This is a genomic window from Thalassotalea sp. PP2-459 (assembly GCF_001913705.1).
GTDB lineage: Bacteria > Pseudomonadota > Gammaproteobacteria > Enterobacterales > Alteromonadaceae > Thalassotalea_C > Thalassotalea_C hakodatensis.
The window spans coordinates 75990-91986 of the sequence record NZ_MKQD01000013.1 but is presented as its reverse complement, the minus strand read 5'-3'; the positions used below and the strand labels follow the sequence as shown (position 1 = coordinate 91986).

Annotated in this window: 13 protein-coding genes; 1 reads left to right on the top strand and 12 read right to left on the bottom strand. The window is 37.4% G+C overall.

The features are described from left to right. The first annotated feature begins 251 nt into the window (after positions 1-251). The gene (gene ttcA, locus BI291_RS01865) at positions 252-1148 is read left to right on the top strand and encodes a tRNA 2-thiocytidine(32) synthetase TtcA (protein ID WP_074495905.1); all 897 of its coding nucleotides are present in this window, start codon (positions 252-254) and stop codon (positions 1146-1148) included. A 197-nt stretch (positions 1149-1345) separates the two neighbouring features. Here ttcA and BI291_RS01860 read toward each other — a convergent pair whose 3' ends face one another. The 12 genes from BI291_RS01860 to BI291_RS01805 all read right to left on the bottom strand — a co-directional run bounded on the left by BI291_RS01860 (position 1346) and on the right by BI291_RS01805 (position 15945). Further along, positions 1346-2245 (bottom strand): endonuclease/exonuclease/phosphatase family protein, encoded by a 900-nt coding sequence (locus BI291_RS01860; RefSeq protein WP_074495901.1) that lies wholly within the window; start codon positions 2243-2245, stop codon positions 1346-1348. 23 nt (positions 2246-2268) lie between these two features. Next, on the bottom strand, positions 2269-3354 hold the full coding sequence (locus BI291_RS01855; RefSeq protein WP_074495899.1) for an alpha/beta hydrolase: 1086 nt from the start codon (positions 3352-3354) through the stop codon (positions 2269-2271). A 175-nt stretch (positions 3355-3529) separates the two neighbouring features. Next, positions 3530-3889 (bottom strand): DUF6488 family protein, encoded by a 360-nt coding sequence (locus BI291_RS01850; RefSeq protein ID WP_074495897.1) that lies wholly within the window; start codon positions 3887-3889, stop codon positions 3530-3532. 18 nt (positions 3890-3907) lie between these two features. Then, positions 3908-4420: a hypothetical protein gene (locus tag BI291_RS01845; RefSeq protein WP_074495894.1), complete on the bottom strand. Its 513-nt coding sequence runs from the start codon at positions 4418-4420 to the stop codon at positions 3908-3910. A 20-nt stretch (positions 4421-4440) separates the two neighbouring features. Then, entirely contained in the window at positions 4441-5139 is a 699-nt protein-coding gene (locus BI291_RS01840) for a HupE/UreJ family protein (protein WP_074495892.1), read from the bottom strand. 4 nt (positions 5140-5143) lie between these two features. After that, positions 5144-8290 carry an efflux RND transporter permease subunit gene (locus tag BI291_RS01835; protein WP_074495890.1) on the bottom strand — a complete coding sequence of 1049 codons (3147 nt, stop codon included), beginning with the start codon at positions 8288-8290 and terminating at the stop codon, positions 5144-5146. Positions 8291-8299: 9 nt separating this feature from the next. After that, complete coding sequence (locus BI291_RS01830) at positions 8300-9478, bottom strand: efflux RND transporter periplasmic adaptor subunit (protein ID WP_254849502.1); 1179 nt, start codon at positions 9476-9478, stop codon at positions 8300-8302. Between the two features lie 71 nt (positions 9479-9549). Further along, a complete protein-coding gene (locus tag BI291_RS01825; RefSeq protein WP_083601826.1) occupies positions 9550-10818 on the bottom strand; it encodes a TolC family protein in 1269 nt (422 codons plus the stop codon). Between the two features lie 73 nt (positions 10819-10891). Further along, positions 10892-11836, bottom strand: coding sequence for a M56 family metallopeptidase (locus BI291_RS01820; RefSeq protein ID WP_074495887.1), 945 nt, complete (start codon positions 11834-11836; stop codon positions 10892-10894). Between the two features lie 10 nt (positions 11837-11846). Next, complete coding sequence (locus BI291_RS01815) at positions 11847-12233, bottom strand: BlaI/MecI/CopY family transcriptional regulator (RefSeq protein ID WP_074495885.1); 387 nt, start codon at positions 12231-12233, stop codon at positions 11847-11849. Between the two features lie 491 nt (positions 12234-12724). Beyond that, positions 12725-13858 carry a PepSY domain-containing protein gene (locus BI291_RS01810; RefSeq protein ID WP_074495882.1) on the bottom strand — a complete coding sequence of 378 codons (1134 nt, stop codon included), beginning with the start codon at positions 13856-13858 and terminating at the stop codon, positions 12725-12727. Between the two features lie 77 nt (positions 13859-13935). After that, entirely contained in the window at positions 13936-15945 is a 2010-nt protein-coding gene (locus BI291_RS01805) for a TonB-dependent receptor (RefSeq protein ID WP_074495880.1), read from the bottom strand. Between the last annotated feature and the right edge of the window lie 52 nt (positions 15946-15997).

The window sequence follows — 15997 nt, the reverse complement described above, 5'->3', positions numbered from 1 at the left end:
GAGAACGCAGGAGCACGTTCTCCTGAATAACCATTCTCTGCAATCAACGCCGTGCCTCTAAAGCGTTTAATTCTCGCTGAATGACCGAATATTTGTGCGAATTGGTATAATACGGTAAATAAAACAATTAATTAAAGTATTTTCCGTGACTTTTGGAATCAAGCTAAAGCCTATTCTTCTATTTTTTACTTATCATCATCTTATAGACACTTTATAATGGCGCCCATTTCCGTTTGAGATGCCAAATACACATGACAAACACTGATACCCGAAAAGATAATTATGAAGCTAACAAACTGCAAAAACGTCTACGCAGTAAAGTAGGAAAGGCAATTGCTGATTTCAATATGATTGAAGAAGGCGACGTAATTATGGCTGCGATCAGTGGTGGTAAAGATTCTTTCGTAATGCTTGATACGCTTTTATACTTAAAGCGAGTTGCGCCGATAAACTTTGAAGTGGTAGCTGTAAACCTTGATCAAAAGCAACCGGGCTTCCCGGAACATGTGTTACCAGCTTACTTAGAACAAAAAGGTATTGATTACTATATTATCGATAAAGACACTTATTCAGTGGTAAAGCAAAAAATCCCAGAAGGAAAAACCACCTGCTCTTTATGCTCACGTCTTAGAAGAGGCTCCTTATATGGTTTTGCCGAAAACATTGGCGCGACAAAAATTGCATTAGGTCATCACATGGATGACATTGTCGAAACGTTGCTAATGAATATGTTTAATAATGCAAAGTTGAAAGCCATGCCACCAAAACTACTCAGTGATGATAAACGTAATATTATCATTCGTCCGCTTGCCTATTGTCGGGAAAAAGATATTGCAACACTAGCAGAAATTAATGATTACCCTATCATTCCTTGCAATCTTTGTGGTTCTCAAGAAAACTTACAAAGAAAGAAAATCAAGAAAATGCTATCTACATGGGATAAGGAATCTCCAGGTCGAGTAGAAAATACGTTTAAAAGCATACAAAATATTAGCCCTTCTCAACTTTCTGACAATAGTCTTTATGACTTTTCAAGTTTATCTATTGATAGAACGCAAGCAGCAAAAGAACATGAATTTAGTGGTGTTGATATTTCTTCATCAAATTTAATTGACGTTAAGAACATAGAGATTATCGACGCTTCTTAGTACTATAAATAGTGAACGATTGACCATAAAGTAAAGGTTTGCATATTTAATATCGATTACAGCAAGTCACTACTAATGCCATTCTTTAGTAATTATCAAAATTCTCAATGTGAGATAAAAGATTGGAGTCTAAATTGCCTACGTGATTCTCTAAAAATTACATAGGCAATTTACCATTTTCAGCGTACAGGAATAAATTACTTAAGAATTAGATCAACTAATACTGGATAATGATCAGAAATAGGCACTTTCTCGCCATTGTAATTGACTGTTTCATTTGAACTGACTTGATAATTCAATACGTCAAAAAAATTATCTTGGGTAAAGATAAAGTCAATCGTATACCCTGTGTCAAAATGTGGGATAAACCAATTCAAAGTGCTATATGAATCTCTATTGGTTGCCATTTTCTTAGTATCTATAAAATCATTCGACTCAATTGTTTTATACACTTCGCTTCTTTCAAGAAAATTAAAATCGCCTGTCACTAACGTAGGAAGATTAAGGCTTCTTACTTTTTCTAGAATTAATTCGACCCCATTTTTTCTCGCGTTGAGTCCTTTGTGATCGAGATGAGTATTAAAATGAGCAAATCTCTTTTTGCTGACAAAATCCTCTAATACAACAAAGCTACTAATTCTATATGTACTAGCATCCCATCCTACAGATACCTGCTCAGGTGTATCAGAGAGCCAAAACGTACCTGAATCAATAAGAGCAAACTTTTGGTTGTTATAAAAGATCCCTACCGATTCTCCCGCATTCGCTCCATCATCCCTACCAACACTATACAAACTATAATCAGATAACTGCATATTTAGATACTCAGTCCATAACTCATCAGCTTCTTGAACCCCGATAACATCGGGTTTGTGGGTTACAAAATACTCTACTACGGCACTTTTTCTTAGATCCCAAAGTTCAACATTTGACTCCGCGTTTTTTAGGTTAAATGATACCGCTCTTAATACTGTAGGTTCATTGTTTCCAGACTCATTCTCTCCGCTATCAGAATGATTACATCCACTGAGAAAAGTGATGACTATGAACATAGAAACAATAAGGGCTTTGTGCCCGTATATATTAAATTTTAGCATAGTGATTTCTTTAGTTATTTACGTTATTGGTGAATTAATTTATTAATCAAAAATTCAATTTCATTTGTACTTTCTTTGTATATCCCCACTTCTGGAGCATGAGCATCAACAACAATTCCAGCTTGAATGGCACGCTCTACAAATGTCGCTACGTGAAGCTGATGATGAAACAATGAGTAGAGTGTTTTTTGTAAGTCTCCTTGATTCAATGTTTCTTGCAAATCGACTGGAGCACGAGTATTTGAAATAAATACAGGAGGATCTAGAGGGTCTAATTTATTCAATATATCTATGAATGCCCTATAAGTTAAAATATCGCTTTGACCATCCCGTAGAATCGACAATACTTGATCTAAATTGGTATTATCTAACCCATAATAACTGGCGAGATACCATGAAAAATCATTTTGTGCTAACAAATCCAATTTGAAGCCATATGGAGCAAATATTAAATTTTCCCACTGTAGAAAATCTAACGACCCCTGTGCCTCTATCGCAGCAATCGCACTGACAGTCGTTGACTCTCTCTCAATAAGGTTAGTACTTTGATTATTCGCTAGATCATCACTTAACCCTACCCACAAAGCTAAATTAGCACCTGTGGATTCTCCATAAATAGCAACCCGTTGTTTATCTATAGAAAATTGAGTTGCATTAGATCTTATGTATTGTATTGCATGAGCAACATCGTTTAGTGACTTTCTGATTCCGGTTGAATCTATTCGATCTACATCTAACAGTGAATAATTCACTGCAATGAAATTCACTCCAGCTTTCAAAAACTGATTTACATCTGCTTGGATTTTACTCGAACTTTTATCTCCTCCAATGAAGCTTCCACCATGCAGATAAAGTACTACTGGAGCATTATCTAAATCGTTTACTCTAAATAAATCGAGTTTTGCAAATTCATTATCTCCATAAGGGATATCTCGATAAAAACTTGCATCTACACTACTGTCTATACTGATTACTGGTGCAGATTTATAATCTTCGATATTAAACTCGTAAATACTCGTTGCACTTGTATTAAAACTGAGCATTCCAACCCATATGGTTGCATGCATGTAAATCAATTTTTTAAACTTAGCTTTGATTGGGTATATCAAAAAGCACTCCTTAAACGTTGTAACTGAATAAGATTCAAGCTGAATAATAATGCTAAGAATGGAAAAAGATGTTGTCATTTGTAACTAAAGCATATGATAAAAATTACAGCTTCATATAGAAAAATGCTTAACTTGTAGTAGCCAATTAATATTGACCACTACAAGGGCTATAAAGCTAATGTGAATGGCCATGATAGTCTTTAAAAGAGCTTTCATCCTTAACATCTAAAACTTTGCCAGCTTTACTTATTTTGAAATAGATTGTTTGATTATTTTCATTGTTCATGGCCTTAACAATAATTGCTTCTTTTGTCTCTTCAACAAACTTAAAACTGTCTTTAGCAACTTTATTCCATGAGCCATCTAGTTTACCGACAGACATTCCCTTATCCTTAAAGGTAAGAGTTTTAGCCGAAGTTTGAGCAGCTTGTAATATTTTCTTCTTGTCTACTTCACTATGTCCATCACCGTGCGCAAAAGCTGATGTAGTGAATAATAAAGTTGAAATAACTGCTAGTTTTTTTAATGTTTTCATAAGGATTCCTATGTAGGTTTATTTAAGACCTTCAATGACATAATCGCCACTGAAGATAAGTTGAATAGTGATGTCTTTTTCTGATTTGTTTTTCCAATACCAACCATGAGAACCGTCAAACGGTGCAGTAAAGCTGCCTTTCATTTCGTCTGCGGTTGCAATCGTATATGACTCAAAATAGCCAGTGGTGTCACCTTTAGGTTCACCATGTAAATCAACGTATAAATCACCGCCATCAGTAACCCATTTATACGTAGCTTTTTGGAACTTTTTCATATCCAGTTTATATTCAATGCCTTTACCAGCGGGTACTGTCAAAATTGCGATATCTTGTTCTCCATCAGTAGCCTGAGTTGCTACAGGTTTTGTCCCTTCACCATTAAATACAGTTAAACCAAGCTTTTGACCAACGCCCGTTGGGTCAATATTGTATTCAGCAGGCAAAATGAATAACACCAATGTGATCATCGCAACCACAAAAGAAAGAATTGTCGCTTTAATTAATGAACGACTTGTTTTTTTTGTTTCCATAAATATATATCTCATAAAAGTTAACTAACAAAATATCCAGTTAGTTGCATACCAACTAACATAAAGCCACCGCACATCAATGCGGTATTTGTCGCTTTAGCAAAGCGATTAAAGCTCTCGAATTGACGCCAAAAATTAATGGCAAGAAGAATAAACATCAATGCTAAGAATTGTCCGATTTCAACACCAATATTGAATGACAATAGGTTTGTTGCTAAGCCTTCTGATGGCAATTCAAACTCTTGAATTTTTGTCGCGAGACCAAAACCGTGAAACAGGCCAAAAATAAGCACGGCTTTTTTCGGGTTAGGCTGCTTACCAAAAAAGTGTGTAAATCCACCTAAGTTATCAAAGCCTTTGTAAACAACTGATAAGCCGATGATTGCGTCGATTAGATAAGCATTAACTTGAATATTGGCAAGTACTCCCCCCATTAACGTTAAGCTGTGCCCAATCGTGAACATACTGACGTAAAGTAATACGTCTCGACTGCTGCGTAAGAAAAACAATACACCGACTAAGAACAACAGGTGATCATAGCCAGTCACCATGTGCTTCGCACCAATGTAGATGAATGGGAGTATCTGGATACCCGTATTATTTTGTAAAAAGTTGCGTGTACTATCATCAACCCCATGTGCGAAGGCTTCAATTGAAGCCATCGACAATAGAATCAATAATGGGTACAGCAAATAAGAAAGTCTGAATTTTCCAAACATTTATTTACCCTTTATTTTCTATTAATTGATTGTCATTTTGTTCATTCAACTTTTTATTTCTTGAGTGCAATAAACGATAAAGCGCAGGTAGAACAAATAACGTTAAAATGGTTGATGAAATAACACCTCCTATTACAACGGTCGCTAAAGGTCTTTGTACCTCAGATCCTATTCCGGTATTTAGCGCCATAGGTATGAAACCTAATGAAGCCACTAACGCGGTTGTTAATACTGGGCGTAGTCGAGTTAGCGCTCCTTTTATAATGGCTTCTTCAAGTGCAAACTTTTCTTTTCGTAGCTCCCGAATAAAAGAAACCATCACTAAGCCATTTAAGATTGCTATACCCGATAGCGCAATGAAACCAACCGCTGCTGAAATCGAAAATGGAATATCTCTAAGGACTAAAGCAAATATTCCACCTGTTAAGGCAAGGGGAACCCCTGTGAAAATAATCATAGAATCTTTAAAAGAGCCTAATGCTAGAAGCAATAATCCAACTATCAGTACAAGTGTTACAGGCACTACAATACTTAACCTTTGAGTTGCCGATTGAAGCTTTTGATAAGTTCCTCCGTATTCAATCCAATAACCAGATGGTAGTTTCACTTTGCTATCAATAGCTTGTTGAACATCTTTGACGAAGCTGCCTAAATCCCTGCCTCGTACATTAGCGGTTACGACGACCCGCCTTTTACCATTTTCCCTGTTAACTTGGTTTGCACCATTAATCATTTCAACTGTGATTAATTCTTGTAGTGGCACAAAACCACCGTTTGGCAATGAGATAGGTAATTGGGATAAACCATCGACATCTTGTCTTTGCTGCTCACTAAGCCTAACAATAATGTCAAATCGCTTATCTCCTTGATAAAATTTACCGACAGATTCTCCGCCCATCGCAATAGCTATTTGGTTTTGCAGCTCTTCTTTAGATATTCCGTGAATAGCTAACTGCTCACCTTTAGGGATAAGAGTTAATATCGGTAAGCCTTTAGTTTGCTCAACCTGTATATCACGAATTCCGTCTACGCTATTAATTGCACTTTCAATCTCCTTGCCAATGCTAGCTAACCCATCAAAGTCATCACCAAACACTTTAATTGCAAGCTCTGAACGAACCCCAGCCAATAGCTCGTTAAAACGCATTTGAATAGGCTGTAAAAATTCATAACGATTTCCTGGAATAGGTGTAACAATGGCCTCCAATTCAGCAACAAGGTCCGATTTCGATTTCTTAGGGTCAGGCCATTTACTTCTCGGCTTTAGAATGATGAAGTTGTCCGCAACAGATGGCGGCATCGGGTCAGTAGCTACATCAGGTGTTCCTATTTTAGCAAAAACACGCTCTACTTCAGGCATTGCCTTAATGCTCTCTTCTAAGGCTTTTTGCATTTCTATTGATTGAGATAATGATGTGCCAGGGATCCTTAATGCATGCATTGCAATATCTCCTTCGTCAAGGTTAGGAACAAATTCGCTTCCTAACTTTGTGCTCATAACACCTGCAATGGATACAAGAGATACAGCAATTAGCACAACAAGCCAGCGTGCTTTCAATACCAAGGATAGTACTGGACGATATAACGATTCACTTGTCTTCATGATGATATTGTCTTTTTCGACAATTGGGCCTTTGAACATTAATGCTATTGCAGCAGGGACAAAAGTTATCGAAAGAATCATCGAACTAACAAGTGCTATTACAACAGTGATAGCCATTGGGTGGAACATTTTCCCTTCTACACCACTCAAAGCAAAAATTGGCAAATATACAGCGGTAATAATAAACACACCGAATAATGCAGGTCTGATAACTTCTCTTGTCGCCTCAAAAACTAATGATAACCGCTCTTTAACGGGTAGCACTTTTCCGTTAGATGCATGACTTAACCTTCGCATACAGTTCTCAACGATAATAATTGCACCATCAACAAGTAAGCCAAAATCAAGTGCCCCAAGACTCATTAAATTGGCACTAGTTCTGGTTTGCACCATACCAGTAACAGTCATTAACATAGCAAAAGGTATCACTGCTGCTGTTAATAAAGCCGCTCTGAAATTCCCTAGTAAAAGGAAAAGAACAACGATAACAAGAACCGCACCTTCAACCAGGTTCATCTCTACAGTATCTAAGGTTTTATTAACTAATTTTGTTCTATCATAAACCGCGTTTACAACGATTCCTTCTGGTAGGTTCTTACTTATTTCTGATAGTCTTTCTCCAACATCCTTAGCTACTTTTTGACTATTTTCACCAATCAGCATAAAAACAGTGCTAAGTACAACTTCACGACCATTTTGTGTTGCGGCACCTGTTCTAAGCTCTTTGCCTTCCTTAACTTCAGCAACATCTTTGATTTTTAGAACGCGTCCTGCCACTGTTGAAATTGGAACTTCAGATAATTGTTGAAGAGATTCAACTTGTCCAGGGATTCGAATCAGCCATTGAGCACCGTTTTTTTCAATGAAGCCAGCTCCACGGTTTTGATTGTGTGAACCAACAGCATCAATAACACTTTGTTGTGTCAGTCCATGAATTAACAACTTTTCAGGATCTATTGCAATTAATATCTCTCGGTCATATCCGCCAATTGGGTTTACTTCAACAACACCTTCAACTTGCATTAATTGAGGTCGAATAACCCAATCATGAACGGTTCTAAGCTCAGTTGGCGTAATTTCGCTACCATCGAGGTCAGTAGCTCCTGACGCTGCATCAACGGTGAACATAAAAATCTCACCAAGCCCAGTAGATATAGGTCCTAATTCTGGCTCTAAGCCAGTGGGGAGTTCAGATTTCGCAGAATTGAGTTTTTCACCGATTAACTGACGCGCAAAATAAATATCAGTTTCGTCAGTAAATATAGCGACTACTTGAGACAAGCCATATCTTGAGACAGAGCGTGTATACGCCAAATTAGGAACCCCTGCCAGAGCGGTTTCTAAAGGAAAAGTAATGCGCTGTTCAACTTCAAGTGGAGTATACCCCGCAGCCTCTGTATTTATGACAACTTGAACATTGGTAATATCAGGTACTGCATCAATAGGGAGCTTAGTAAAATTCCAAACACCAAGAGCGGAAACAGCCAATACAAAAACCAGTATAAGTTTACTTCGTTCAATTGAAAATTTTAAAATTGATTCCAACATACTACTTCCTTAATGGTCGTGAGACGCGCCAGATTTATCAATATCGGCTTTGATTATGTAACTATTCTTAGCAACATACTCAGTACCAGAAGGGATACCTCCTAAGACCTCAACCCAAGGTCCCACTTTTCTCCCTATATCAAGCATTCTCACCTCGTATTCATCGTTCACTTTCGCATAAACAACTTTGAAGTCCCGAAAAGACTGAATACCAGAAGCTTTTACGGCTCGTGATACTTTGTATCGGTCCAGCATTATTTCACCTGAAACAATCTGACCAACGTTAAAATCACCATTTGAATTATCAATCTCTGCTCTAAATATTTTTGCTTGCTCATTTGTTACAGTAACAAGTGAGTCAAAAATCTGGGCTTTTACAACGCCACTTTGCCCAGGAATGCTAATATCGACGATAGAGCCAAGTTTCACGTTTGATTGATCTAAAGGAAACACACCCAGCTCCACAATTAGCTTTTGTGTATTGGAAATTTTTAATAACTCTCTTCCCTCTGTTTGCTCTCCAACTCCTGCGCTTTGCTTGGTCACCACACCATTGATAGGGGAGTAAATACGATAACTTTGTAAACTCTCATTGCTTTCCACAACCATGAGTAGTTGCCCTTTTTTCACTTTTTGCCCCATCACGGCATGTAAAGCTTTAATCTCGCCAGGAAATCTAGCGCTAATAGAACGCATAGCATTGGGTGGCATAGAAAGCTTCCCAAAAACTTTTAATTTCTCTTCAAACACTTGCTCTGCAACTTTTTCAGTCTCGATTGACATAGTGTTAGCTATGCTTTCAGCAATTAAAACTCTTCCTTCGAAGTTGTCATAGGACCATTGATAGCTTTTTCCGCCATGCTTGGCTGTCAGTGTCACATTAAAAGAATGTGGCTCATAAATTTCCATATCTCCGCGTAAATAATTATTCTCTGCGTAAAAGTTAATATCATCAACCACACCCCCTAAACGAGAGAGTTGGACATTTATATCAATATCATTTGGTTGAATTGGCTTCCCTGCTATCGATGGAAATATTCTAAATTCAGGTGGCATACCATCTTCGAAAATAGCGACTTCTATAGCGAACTCTGCATCTCTGAGTATTCGACCATTATTCGGACCTTTTTCGACTTCTTCCTGTACTGATTCGGCATTCTTTTCTGCATATGTGGCTGGACTATACATAGATATCCCAAATCCTATTTGAGTCAACGCAATTACAGCGGCAATAGATTTAAGTTTCATCATCTTCTCTCTTACATTGACACAGATGTGCCTGTTAATCGTTCTAGTTCGATATTAAATAATTGAATATTGGTATACGCATCAATCAAATCCGATTGTGCCTGTACTAACTCTTGTTGAACGGCGTGCCAGTCGGTATAACGATAACTGCCTAGCCTATAAGCTTCTCCTGCTTTTTTACTGGCTTCTTCAAAGTACGGAATAGATTTATTTGTTAAAGCGTCTATAACATGGCGATTGTGTTTAAGTTTGTGGGTCAGCAATAATGCTTGTGTTGAAATACGCTGATAAAGCGCGTCTGATTTTGCTCTACTTTGTTTTTGCCTAGCTTGAAGGGAAGTTATTTGGCCTCTATTTCTATTATCTCCACCTAATGGAATCGAGATTCCAGCAGTAAAGGCAAAATCATCCACAGCTTCATTTCTTTTAATACCTGTTGAAATCGACCATGCTGGTTTTTGTTCGACTGTCGCCAAGTCAATTTCGGATTGCATCACATCTTGTTCAATCAAAAACTGCTTTAGTTGTGGATTAGCCTTTAAATCTTCTAAAGCGACGTTTAAATCTTTCAAGCTTGGAATATTGGCTAAATTACCATTGACTACAAAGCTAGTATTACCTTTCCACTGTGCAGCGAGTTGAGACTTGGAAGCTTCTATTTCATGCGCTAAATCTTCCACCTCTAATTCAATTAGTGATAACGCAGCTTTAGCTCGTAACTCATCGACAACAAAAGATTTACCCGCTTTAACTTTACGTTCAATTTGCTCAAGTACTTGTTGTGATTGGCGCTGTGCTAACTTTGCCAAATCGAATTTCATCATCTGCGACAACAACGTGATATAGATTCGAGCAGTTTCTGATGCAATATCAATTGCTTTGACTTCTTGTTTAATTGACGCAGATGATACCTTGGTATTCGCCAATTTTACTCTCGAATCAATGAGATCTTTGTCCAACAGCCAAGAAATACTGAGTGTAGTTTGAAGCCCCTTGACGCCTGAGTAACTTCCAGCTCCAAACGCATCTTCAGCTGATGCGTTAATTGTCATAGGAGAGCCAACACTTGCCTGTTCAACTAGTGCTAATGCCGATTCTTTTTTATAAATGTACGATCTTAGTTCTGGATGCTGCTTAAGCGATAAACCTATCGCTTCATTTAAAGAAATTATGTTTTGTGCATGCGCAGATAACGCTACGCTAAACACCCCGATACAACTTAACACTTTAAGAAACCGACCTGCAATCGGTTTCTTAAAGGGATTTTTTCCACAAATCATGAGTTTACCCTTATACTCTGCCTTCTCACAAAACCGATACACAATCGGTTTTAAGTTTAAAAAAATACGTCAATTAGTGACGGAAGTAGGTTTCCATAAAGTGATGAATACCATCAATTGAAGCTGTAGAAATAGTAACTAACACCATCATTAGCAAAAGTGTGATGCTTTTATGAATTGGTTCAAGCTTCAGTCTATCGAGCAGAAAAAATATACGCTGTTCTAACACATCCGCACCAAAATTTACCACCAAATCCTTGTTTTCTATTATGTCGCTTTGCGCATTAAGCTTAGCAACTTTTACTAGTGTACTGGCCACAAATAGTTTTGAAGTACCGCTTTTGATCACTGCGTTGTCGGCTTCTTGCTCCATTGCCAAAATCATATGTAGCTTCAGCCTTTGTGCTATCGGTTTTATAAAAAATGAACATAACAATGTAAATAGCCACTTCTTCGCAGGATCATTTGTCGCAATATGTGCCCTTTCATGTTTAATAACTACTTCGTATTCCTCAAGAGTTGTTTGCTCAATAAGGGCAGTAGTCACAAAGCACTTTTTCGAAAAGAAACCACTCGTAAACGCTGATGCTTTATCTGATTCTATTTGATATACATCCGCCTCTTTATTTTTTGCAAAGCTGATTAACGATTCGATTTCTCTCTTGTGGTTCCATAAGTGGCGAACTTGGTTCATTAATACATACATTACGTAAAACAACGCAACGCCAACGGTAAAGCCATGCCAGCTATACCATTCAAAATTAGTCATATGATGCCAATGCGGAAAAGCAAAACTATTTAAACTATTTCCGCTGTGGTACGCCTGTAGTATGTAGATTGACAATACAAAGCTGACAACCCAAGGCAATAATACGATTGTCCAAAGCAAGATTTTTCGGGACTTAACTTCAATTTTTAAAATTTGCTGACTAACAAGCGAGAAAATCGTTGATAAAGATACATTTGCCACAATAAAAGTAATTGAAAAGATGGCCAATAAATTAAAAAAAACAGGCATATTTTTTAAGCTACTCTTTTTCAGCGTTGCGTTTTTGCTTTTGCTCTTCAATAAGTGATTCTAACTTAGACAATTGTTCAACATTGAAGTCTTTAGAAATTGAAGAAAAAGCTGCAATGAGGCTGTTGTCGTCTTCAGTCACAAAATCACTCGTTACCGACTTTATTAGTTGGCCTACTAACTCATGCCTTTCAACCCTAGGTTTATAATGAAATGCATAGCCAATTTTTTCTCTAGATAAAAGTTCTTTTTTAAACAAGCGATCTAACGTGCTTTGGTAAGTATTCAAGCTTCCACCACGTAGTTTTTCAAAATGGGCATAGACTTGCTTCACATCTGAGGATTTATGCTGCCATAAATATTGAAGTACTAATTTTTCTAACTCACCTAATTTCATATTAGCCCAAATAAAACCGATTAATGATAGGTATTAAATCAAAATTAAAACCGATGATCAATAGGTTTTATTGAGATAATGATGAAAAGTAGTACCTTACAGAACAACATGTAATTTAAAGTCATGAAAAAAACAACATAAACTGTTGATTTATAGATATTTAACCCCCATTAAAGATCGATTAAAAAAAGACTCCCAAAATAATAAGAATTTGTTTTTCTCCGCTAAACAACCTAGTGTTACGACAGATGCTATGGTTTTTGTAGGATTTGCAGACTAAGAAAGCAAAAATCTAGGTCAAAAAGATTTACTTAGATACGAAACTGGACATTAGCCTAATCCGATATTATGACTTCTCTATGCCAAAAGCAGACACTTGATTATTGTAGAGTTACCTATAATACAGATGGTTTTCTATTTTATTGGTTGATGCAGTTTCAAATATCTGAATCGACACCAATAACTTAGACACTTCTCAATCGTTCTAAATATCACTTTTTCTTTAACGCCTTTCTCTTCATTGGCTTAAATAATCGGCGCCAAGATAAAATTAAACCTGTAAACACAAGAAAACACGCAGCTAGTGACGCTAACCCCGCGATGGTTTGGCCAATCAAGCCATAATACTCACCAGTATGTAAAAACCTTACCACACCCCATGCTTGATCGCCTTTTGACCAATCTTGCCCTCGTTTTACGCGTATTACCTCTGCAGTATCGTTATCTAAGAACAGTGCATAAGCACGTTCATAGCTATTACCTAAGCTTGGATCAATCCAGAAGCGCGTATTTCCCGTTTCTCTACCAAACTCTAACCACATTGAGTGCCAGTCACCTACACCGTTATCGATGGCGTGTTGCTTCGCGACAGTAAATAAATTTTCGTATGACTGCTTTCCATCAATGAGTTCAACCGGAACTCGACGTTCTCTTGGGCCTGGCGCATCTTCACCATACACTCCATAAAGTAAATCATTTGCCCAATGAAAATGGAAGACAGTAGCAGTCGTCACAATTATAAATAAAGGTAGAATTGCCCATACACCAAACACATGATGCCAATTAAAGTACTTAGCATGTCGACTTTTGAATTGTTTTTTAAAAAATAATTGTGTCTTAATTAATCGCCATTTAAAGTGGCGTGGTAACCATAAATACGCGCCGGTAATGATAAGAAAAATAAACAGCAAATTACTATATGCGGTAATTTCTTTACCGATAGATTGCATACTTCCTTCAAGGGCTAGCCAGCGATGAAGGTCGGTAATGAAATGAAGGGTTTCAACAATCCAACTTTCGCCCTTTAGAATGACTTCCCCCGTATATGGTGATAATAAATATCTATTCGGTCCCGCCCAAACCGGTATGGCACGCTGTTTTTCCTTGAATTGATGAATATAGAAATGATTTTCATCCGGATGTTTTTGGTGGATAACGGATAATACTTGATCCGTATTTAAGCGTTGTTGGCCAGCTTTAGGCTCTACACTATGTCTTGCATCATCCCACTCTTTAATTTGTGCTTCATAGGTTAGTAGAACGCCAGTAGCTGACATGATAAAAACCACAACACCTACTGTAAGCCCTATCACTAAATGCGTCCAAAAGATCATTTTTCTCAGCATTTTATTAGCCCTTATAAAATACTAAACGGTAATCACTTTTCGTGATTACCGTTGTTTAATTGATTTAGTTAAAAATGTTAGAAGTTATAGGTTAATGAAACGCGGATATCGCGCCCCGCCTCGTATAAACCTGACACCCCTTCCCAGCCAGGCACATCGTTATAATCACCAACACTTGAATGATCAATATATTGCTCGTTAAGTAAGTTGGTGACGGTTAGGTTAACTAAAAATGACTCGTTAGGCTCCCACTGCAGGTATACATCATGTACTTGATAACCTTTCTTATCTATTGCTGTTGTTGTTGGTGTCCAACCAATATCAACTGCTCGATGAAATACTTCAATATCGTTCAAATCTTCAACGTATTCTAAGTTCCAACCCATTTCAATCGTGTTAGAAAGCGCGTAATTGACGTTAAAGCCCCAGGTATCACCGCGTACATTAGCTAAGCCAATATATTCATAACCTTCAACCTTATTGCCGTTTAATTCAGCATCGCTATTTGCGTAGTTTGCTACAAATTGAAAATCGCCAATCCAGTAACCAACTTTCAATTCAAAACCGTCGGTTTCTAATGTACCCACATTCTCATAATAGGTACCTTGACCTAATTGATCTAAGATAACGTTATCAATTTCACTTTGATATACAGATGCAACAATATTCCAATGCTCATCACGATAAGTTAGGCCTAGTTCAGTATTATTCACTTCTTCTGCTTCTAATTCTGGATCAACCGTTACATATCCAGCCTCAATAGTAAAAGAGTCACCAATTTCTTTACCACGCATTGCTTGAGCATAGCCTAAATTAAGCGTCCAATTATCATTTAACGTATATTGAATTCCTAAGTTTGGACTAACTCCATCACTGTCTACTTTATTATCATAAGTAACTTGATCTAACTCGTATTCATCATATCTGAGGCCCATACTGAATAATAAATCACGAGTAAGTTGCCAATGATCTTGTATATATATTCCAGTGACAGTGCCTGTTTCTTTTGCACCGGCATCACTTGGCGCGCCAGCTGTTACTTCGTCATCTCGATATTCAATACCATAAGTTAACGCATGTTTACCTAACTGGCTGCTATTTCGAAAATCAAAACCTATCGAAGAAACTTCACCTTCATATATACCCCACTTGTCATAAATATCTTGTTCAACACTCGCTTTGGTTGTATAAATACTTGTTTCTAAATTGACAAGATTATTAGCCGTGTATGCGTGATTAAATACCAACGTATCTCGCTCAACGGTGATTGGATATAAAGGGTTCCAGCTTGATTCTGGCCAATTAGGACGTTGTACAAAATCTCCTTCTTCTTCTCGAGATTCATAGCTAAAACTTAAGCTTTGATTTTCATCGATGTCGCCGCTAAGTTTGATAAAACCTAAGCTTTGCTCAGGATCAGTTCCTGAAACTTCATTACCATCACCATCTTCCATGTTTTCACGATCGGTATACACATAGGAAGCTATTACGCCCCAGTCATCATTAAATCGACCATAGAGTGCAGCACTACCTTTGTAGCCTTCATTGCTAAAATAATTGGCCTTTACTTTTCCACCAAAGCGTTCACTGTCTTCCAATACATCATTTATATTTTTGGTTTTAAAACGAATTGCGCCACCTATTGCGCCAGATCCAGCCGTTGCTTCTCCAGCCCCGGCTTGAACTTCAACTTCTTTTAATAACTCAGGGTCAATAGATAAACGTCCAATATGGTGAAAAAGCGTACTCGTTTGTGGCGCACCATCTACCGTAACGTTTAATAAAGTATCTTCCATACCACGGATATAAACTTTTTGAGCAATACCAAGCGAACCACCAACAGACACTGAAGGCACTAATCTAAAGACATCAGCTAAATCATTAGCTTGGTATTTTTCTAAATCTTGTGTGGTAACTAATGTATTCGTGGTTTGACCAACAACAACAATAGATTCAATGTCATTCTTGTTCTTTTGGTCTGTATTTCTATCGATATTGCCTTCTGCAAACGCTTGTTGCCCGCTAAGTGCAAACAAAATCGCTACGGAAAGTGGCTTAATACCGCCGTTTAATAATGTCGGATTCATAAGAGACCTATAGTTTTCTGGTTGTCTTTTTAAAATTACGAATACGAATTAT

Excerpts from the sequence above, each read along its gene's own strand:
- BI291_RS01840 (WP_074495892.1), bottom strand. The coding sequence starts at position 5,139 with ATGTTTGGAAAATTCAGACTTTCTTATTTGCTGTACCCATTATTGATT.
- BI291_RS01850 (WP_074495897.1), bottom strand. The coding sequence starts at position 3,889 with ATGAAAACATTAAAAAAACTAGCAGTTATTTCAACTTTATTATTCACT.
- BI291_RS01835 (WP_074495890.1), bottom strand. The coding sequence starts at position 8,290 with ATGTTGGAATCAATTTTAAAATTTTCAATTGAACGAAGTAAACTTATA.
- BI291_RS01825 (WP_083601826.1), bottom strand. The coding sequence starts at position 10,818 with ATGATTTGTGGAAAAAATCCCTTTAAGAAACCGATTGCAGGTCGGTTT.
- BI291_RS01845 (WP_074495894.1), bottom strand. The coding sequence starts at position 4,420 with ATGGAAACAAAAAAAACAAGTCGTTCATTAATTAAAGCGACAATTCTT.
- BI291_RS01830 (WP_254849502.1), bottom strand. The coding sequence starts at position 9,478 with ATGTATAGTCCAGCCACATATGCAGAAAAGAATGCCGAATCAGTACAG.
- BI291_RS01805 (WP_074495880.1), bottom strand. The coding sequence starts at position 15,945 with ATGAATCCGACATTATTAAACGGCGGTATTAAGCCACTTTCCGTAGCG.
- BI291_RS01810 (WP_074495882.1), bottom strand. The coding sequence starts at position 13,858 with ATGCTGAGAAAAATGATCTTTTGGACGCATTTAGTGATAGGGCTTACA.
- ttcA (WP_074495905.1), top strand. The coding sequence starts at position 252 with ATGACAAACACTGATACCCGAAAAGATAATTATGAAGCTAACAAACTG.
- BI291_RS01820 (WP_074495887.1), bottom strand. The coding sequence starts at position 11,836 with ATGCCTGTTTTTTTTAATTTATTGGCCATCTTTTCAATTACTTTTATT.
- BI291_RS01860 (WP_074495901.1), bottom strand. The coding sequence starts at position 2,245 with ATGCTAAAATTTAATATATACGGGCACAAAGCCCTTATTGTTTCTATG.
- BI291_RS01815 (WP_074495885.1), bottom strand. The coding sequence starts at position 12,233 with ATGAAATTAGGTGAGTTAGAAAAATTAGTACTTCAATATTTATGGCAG.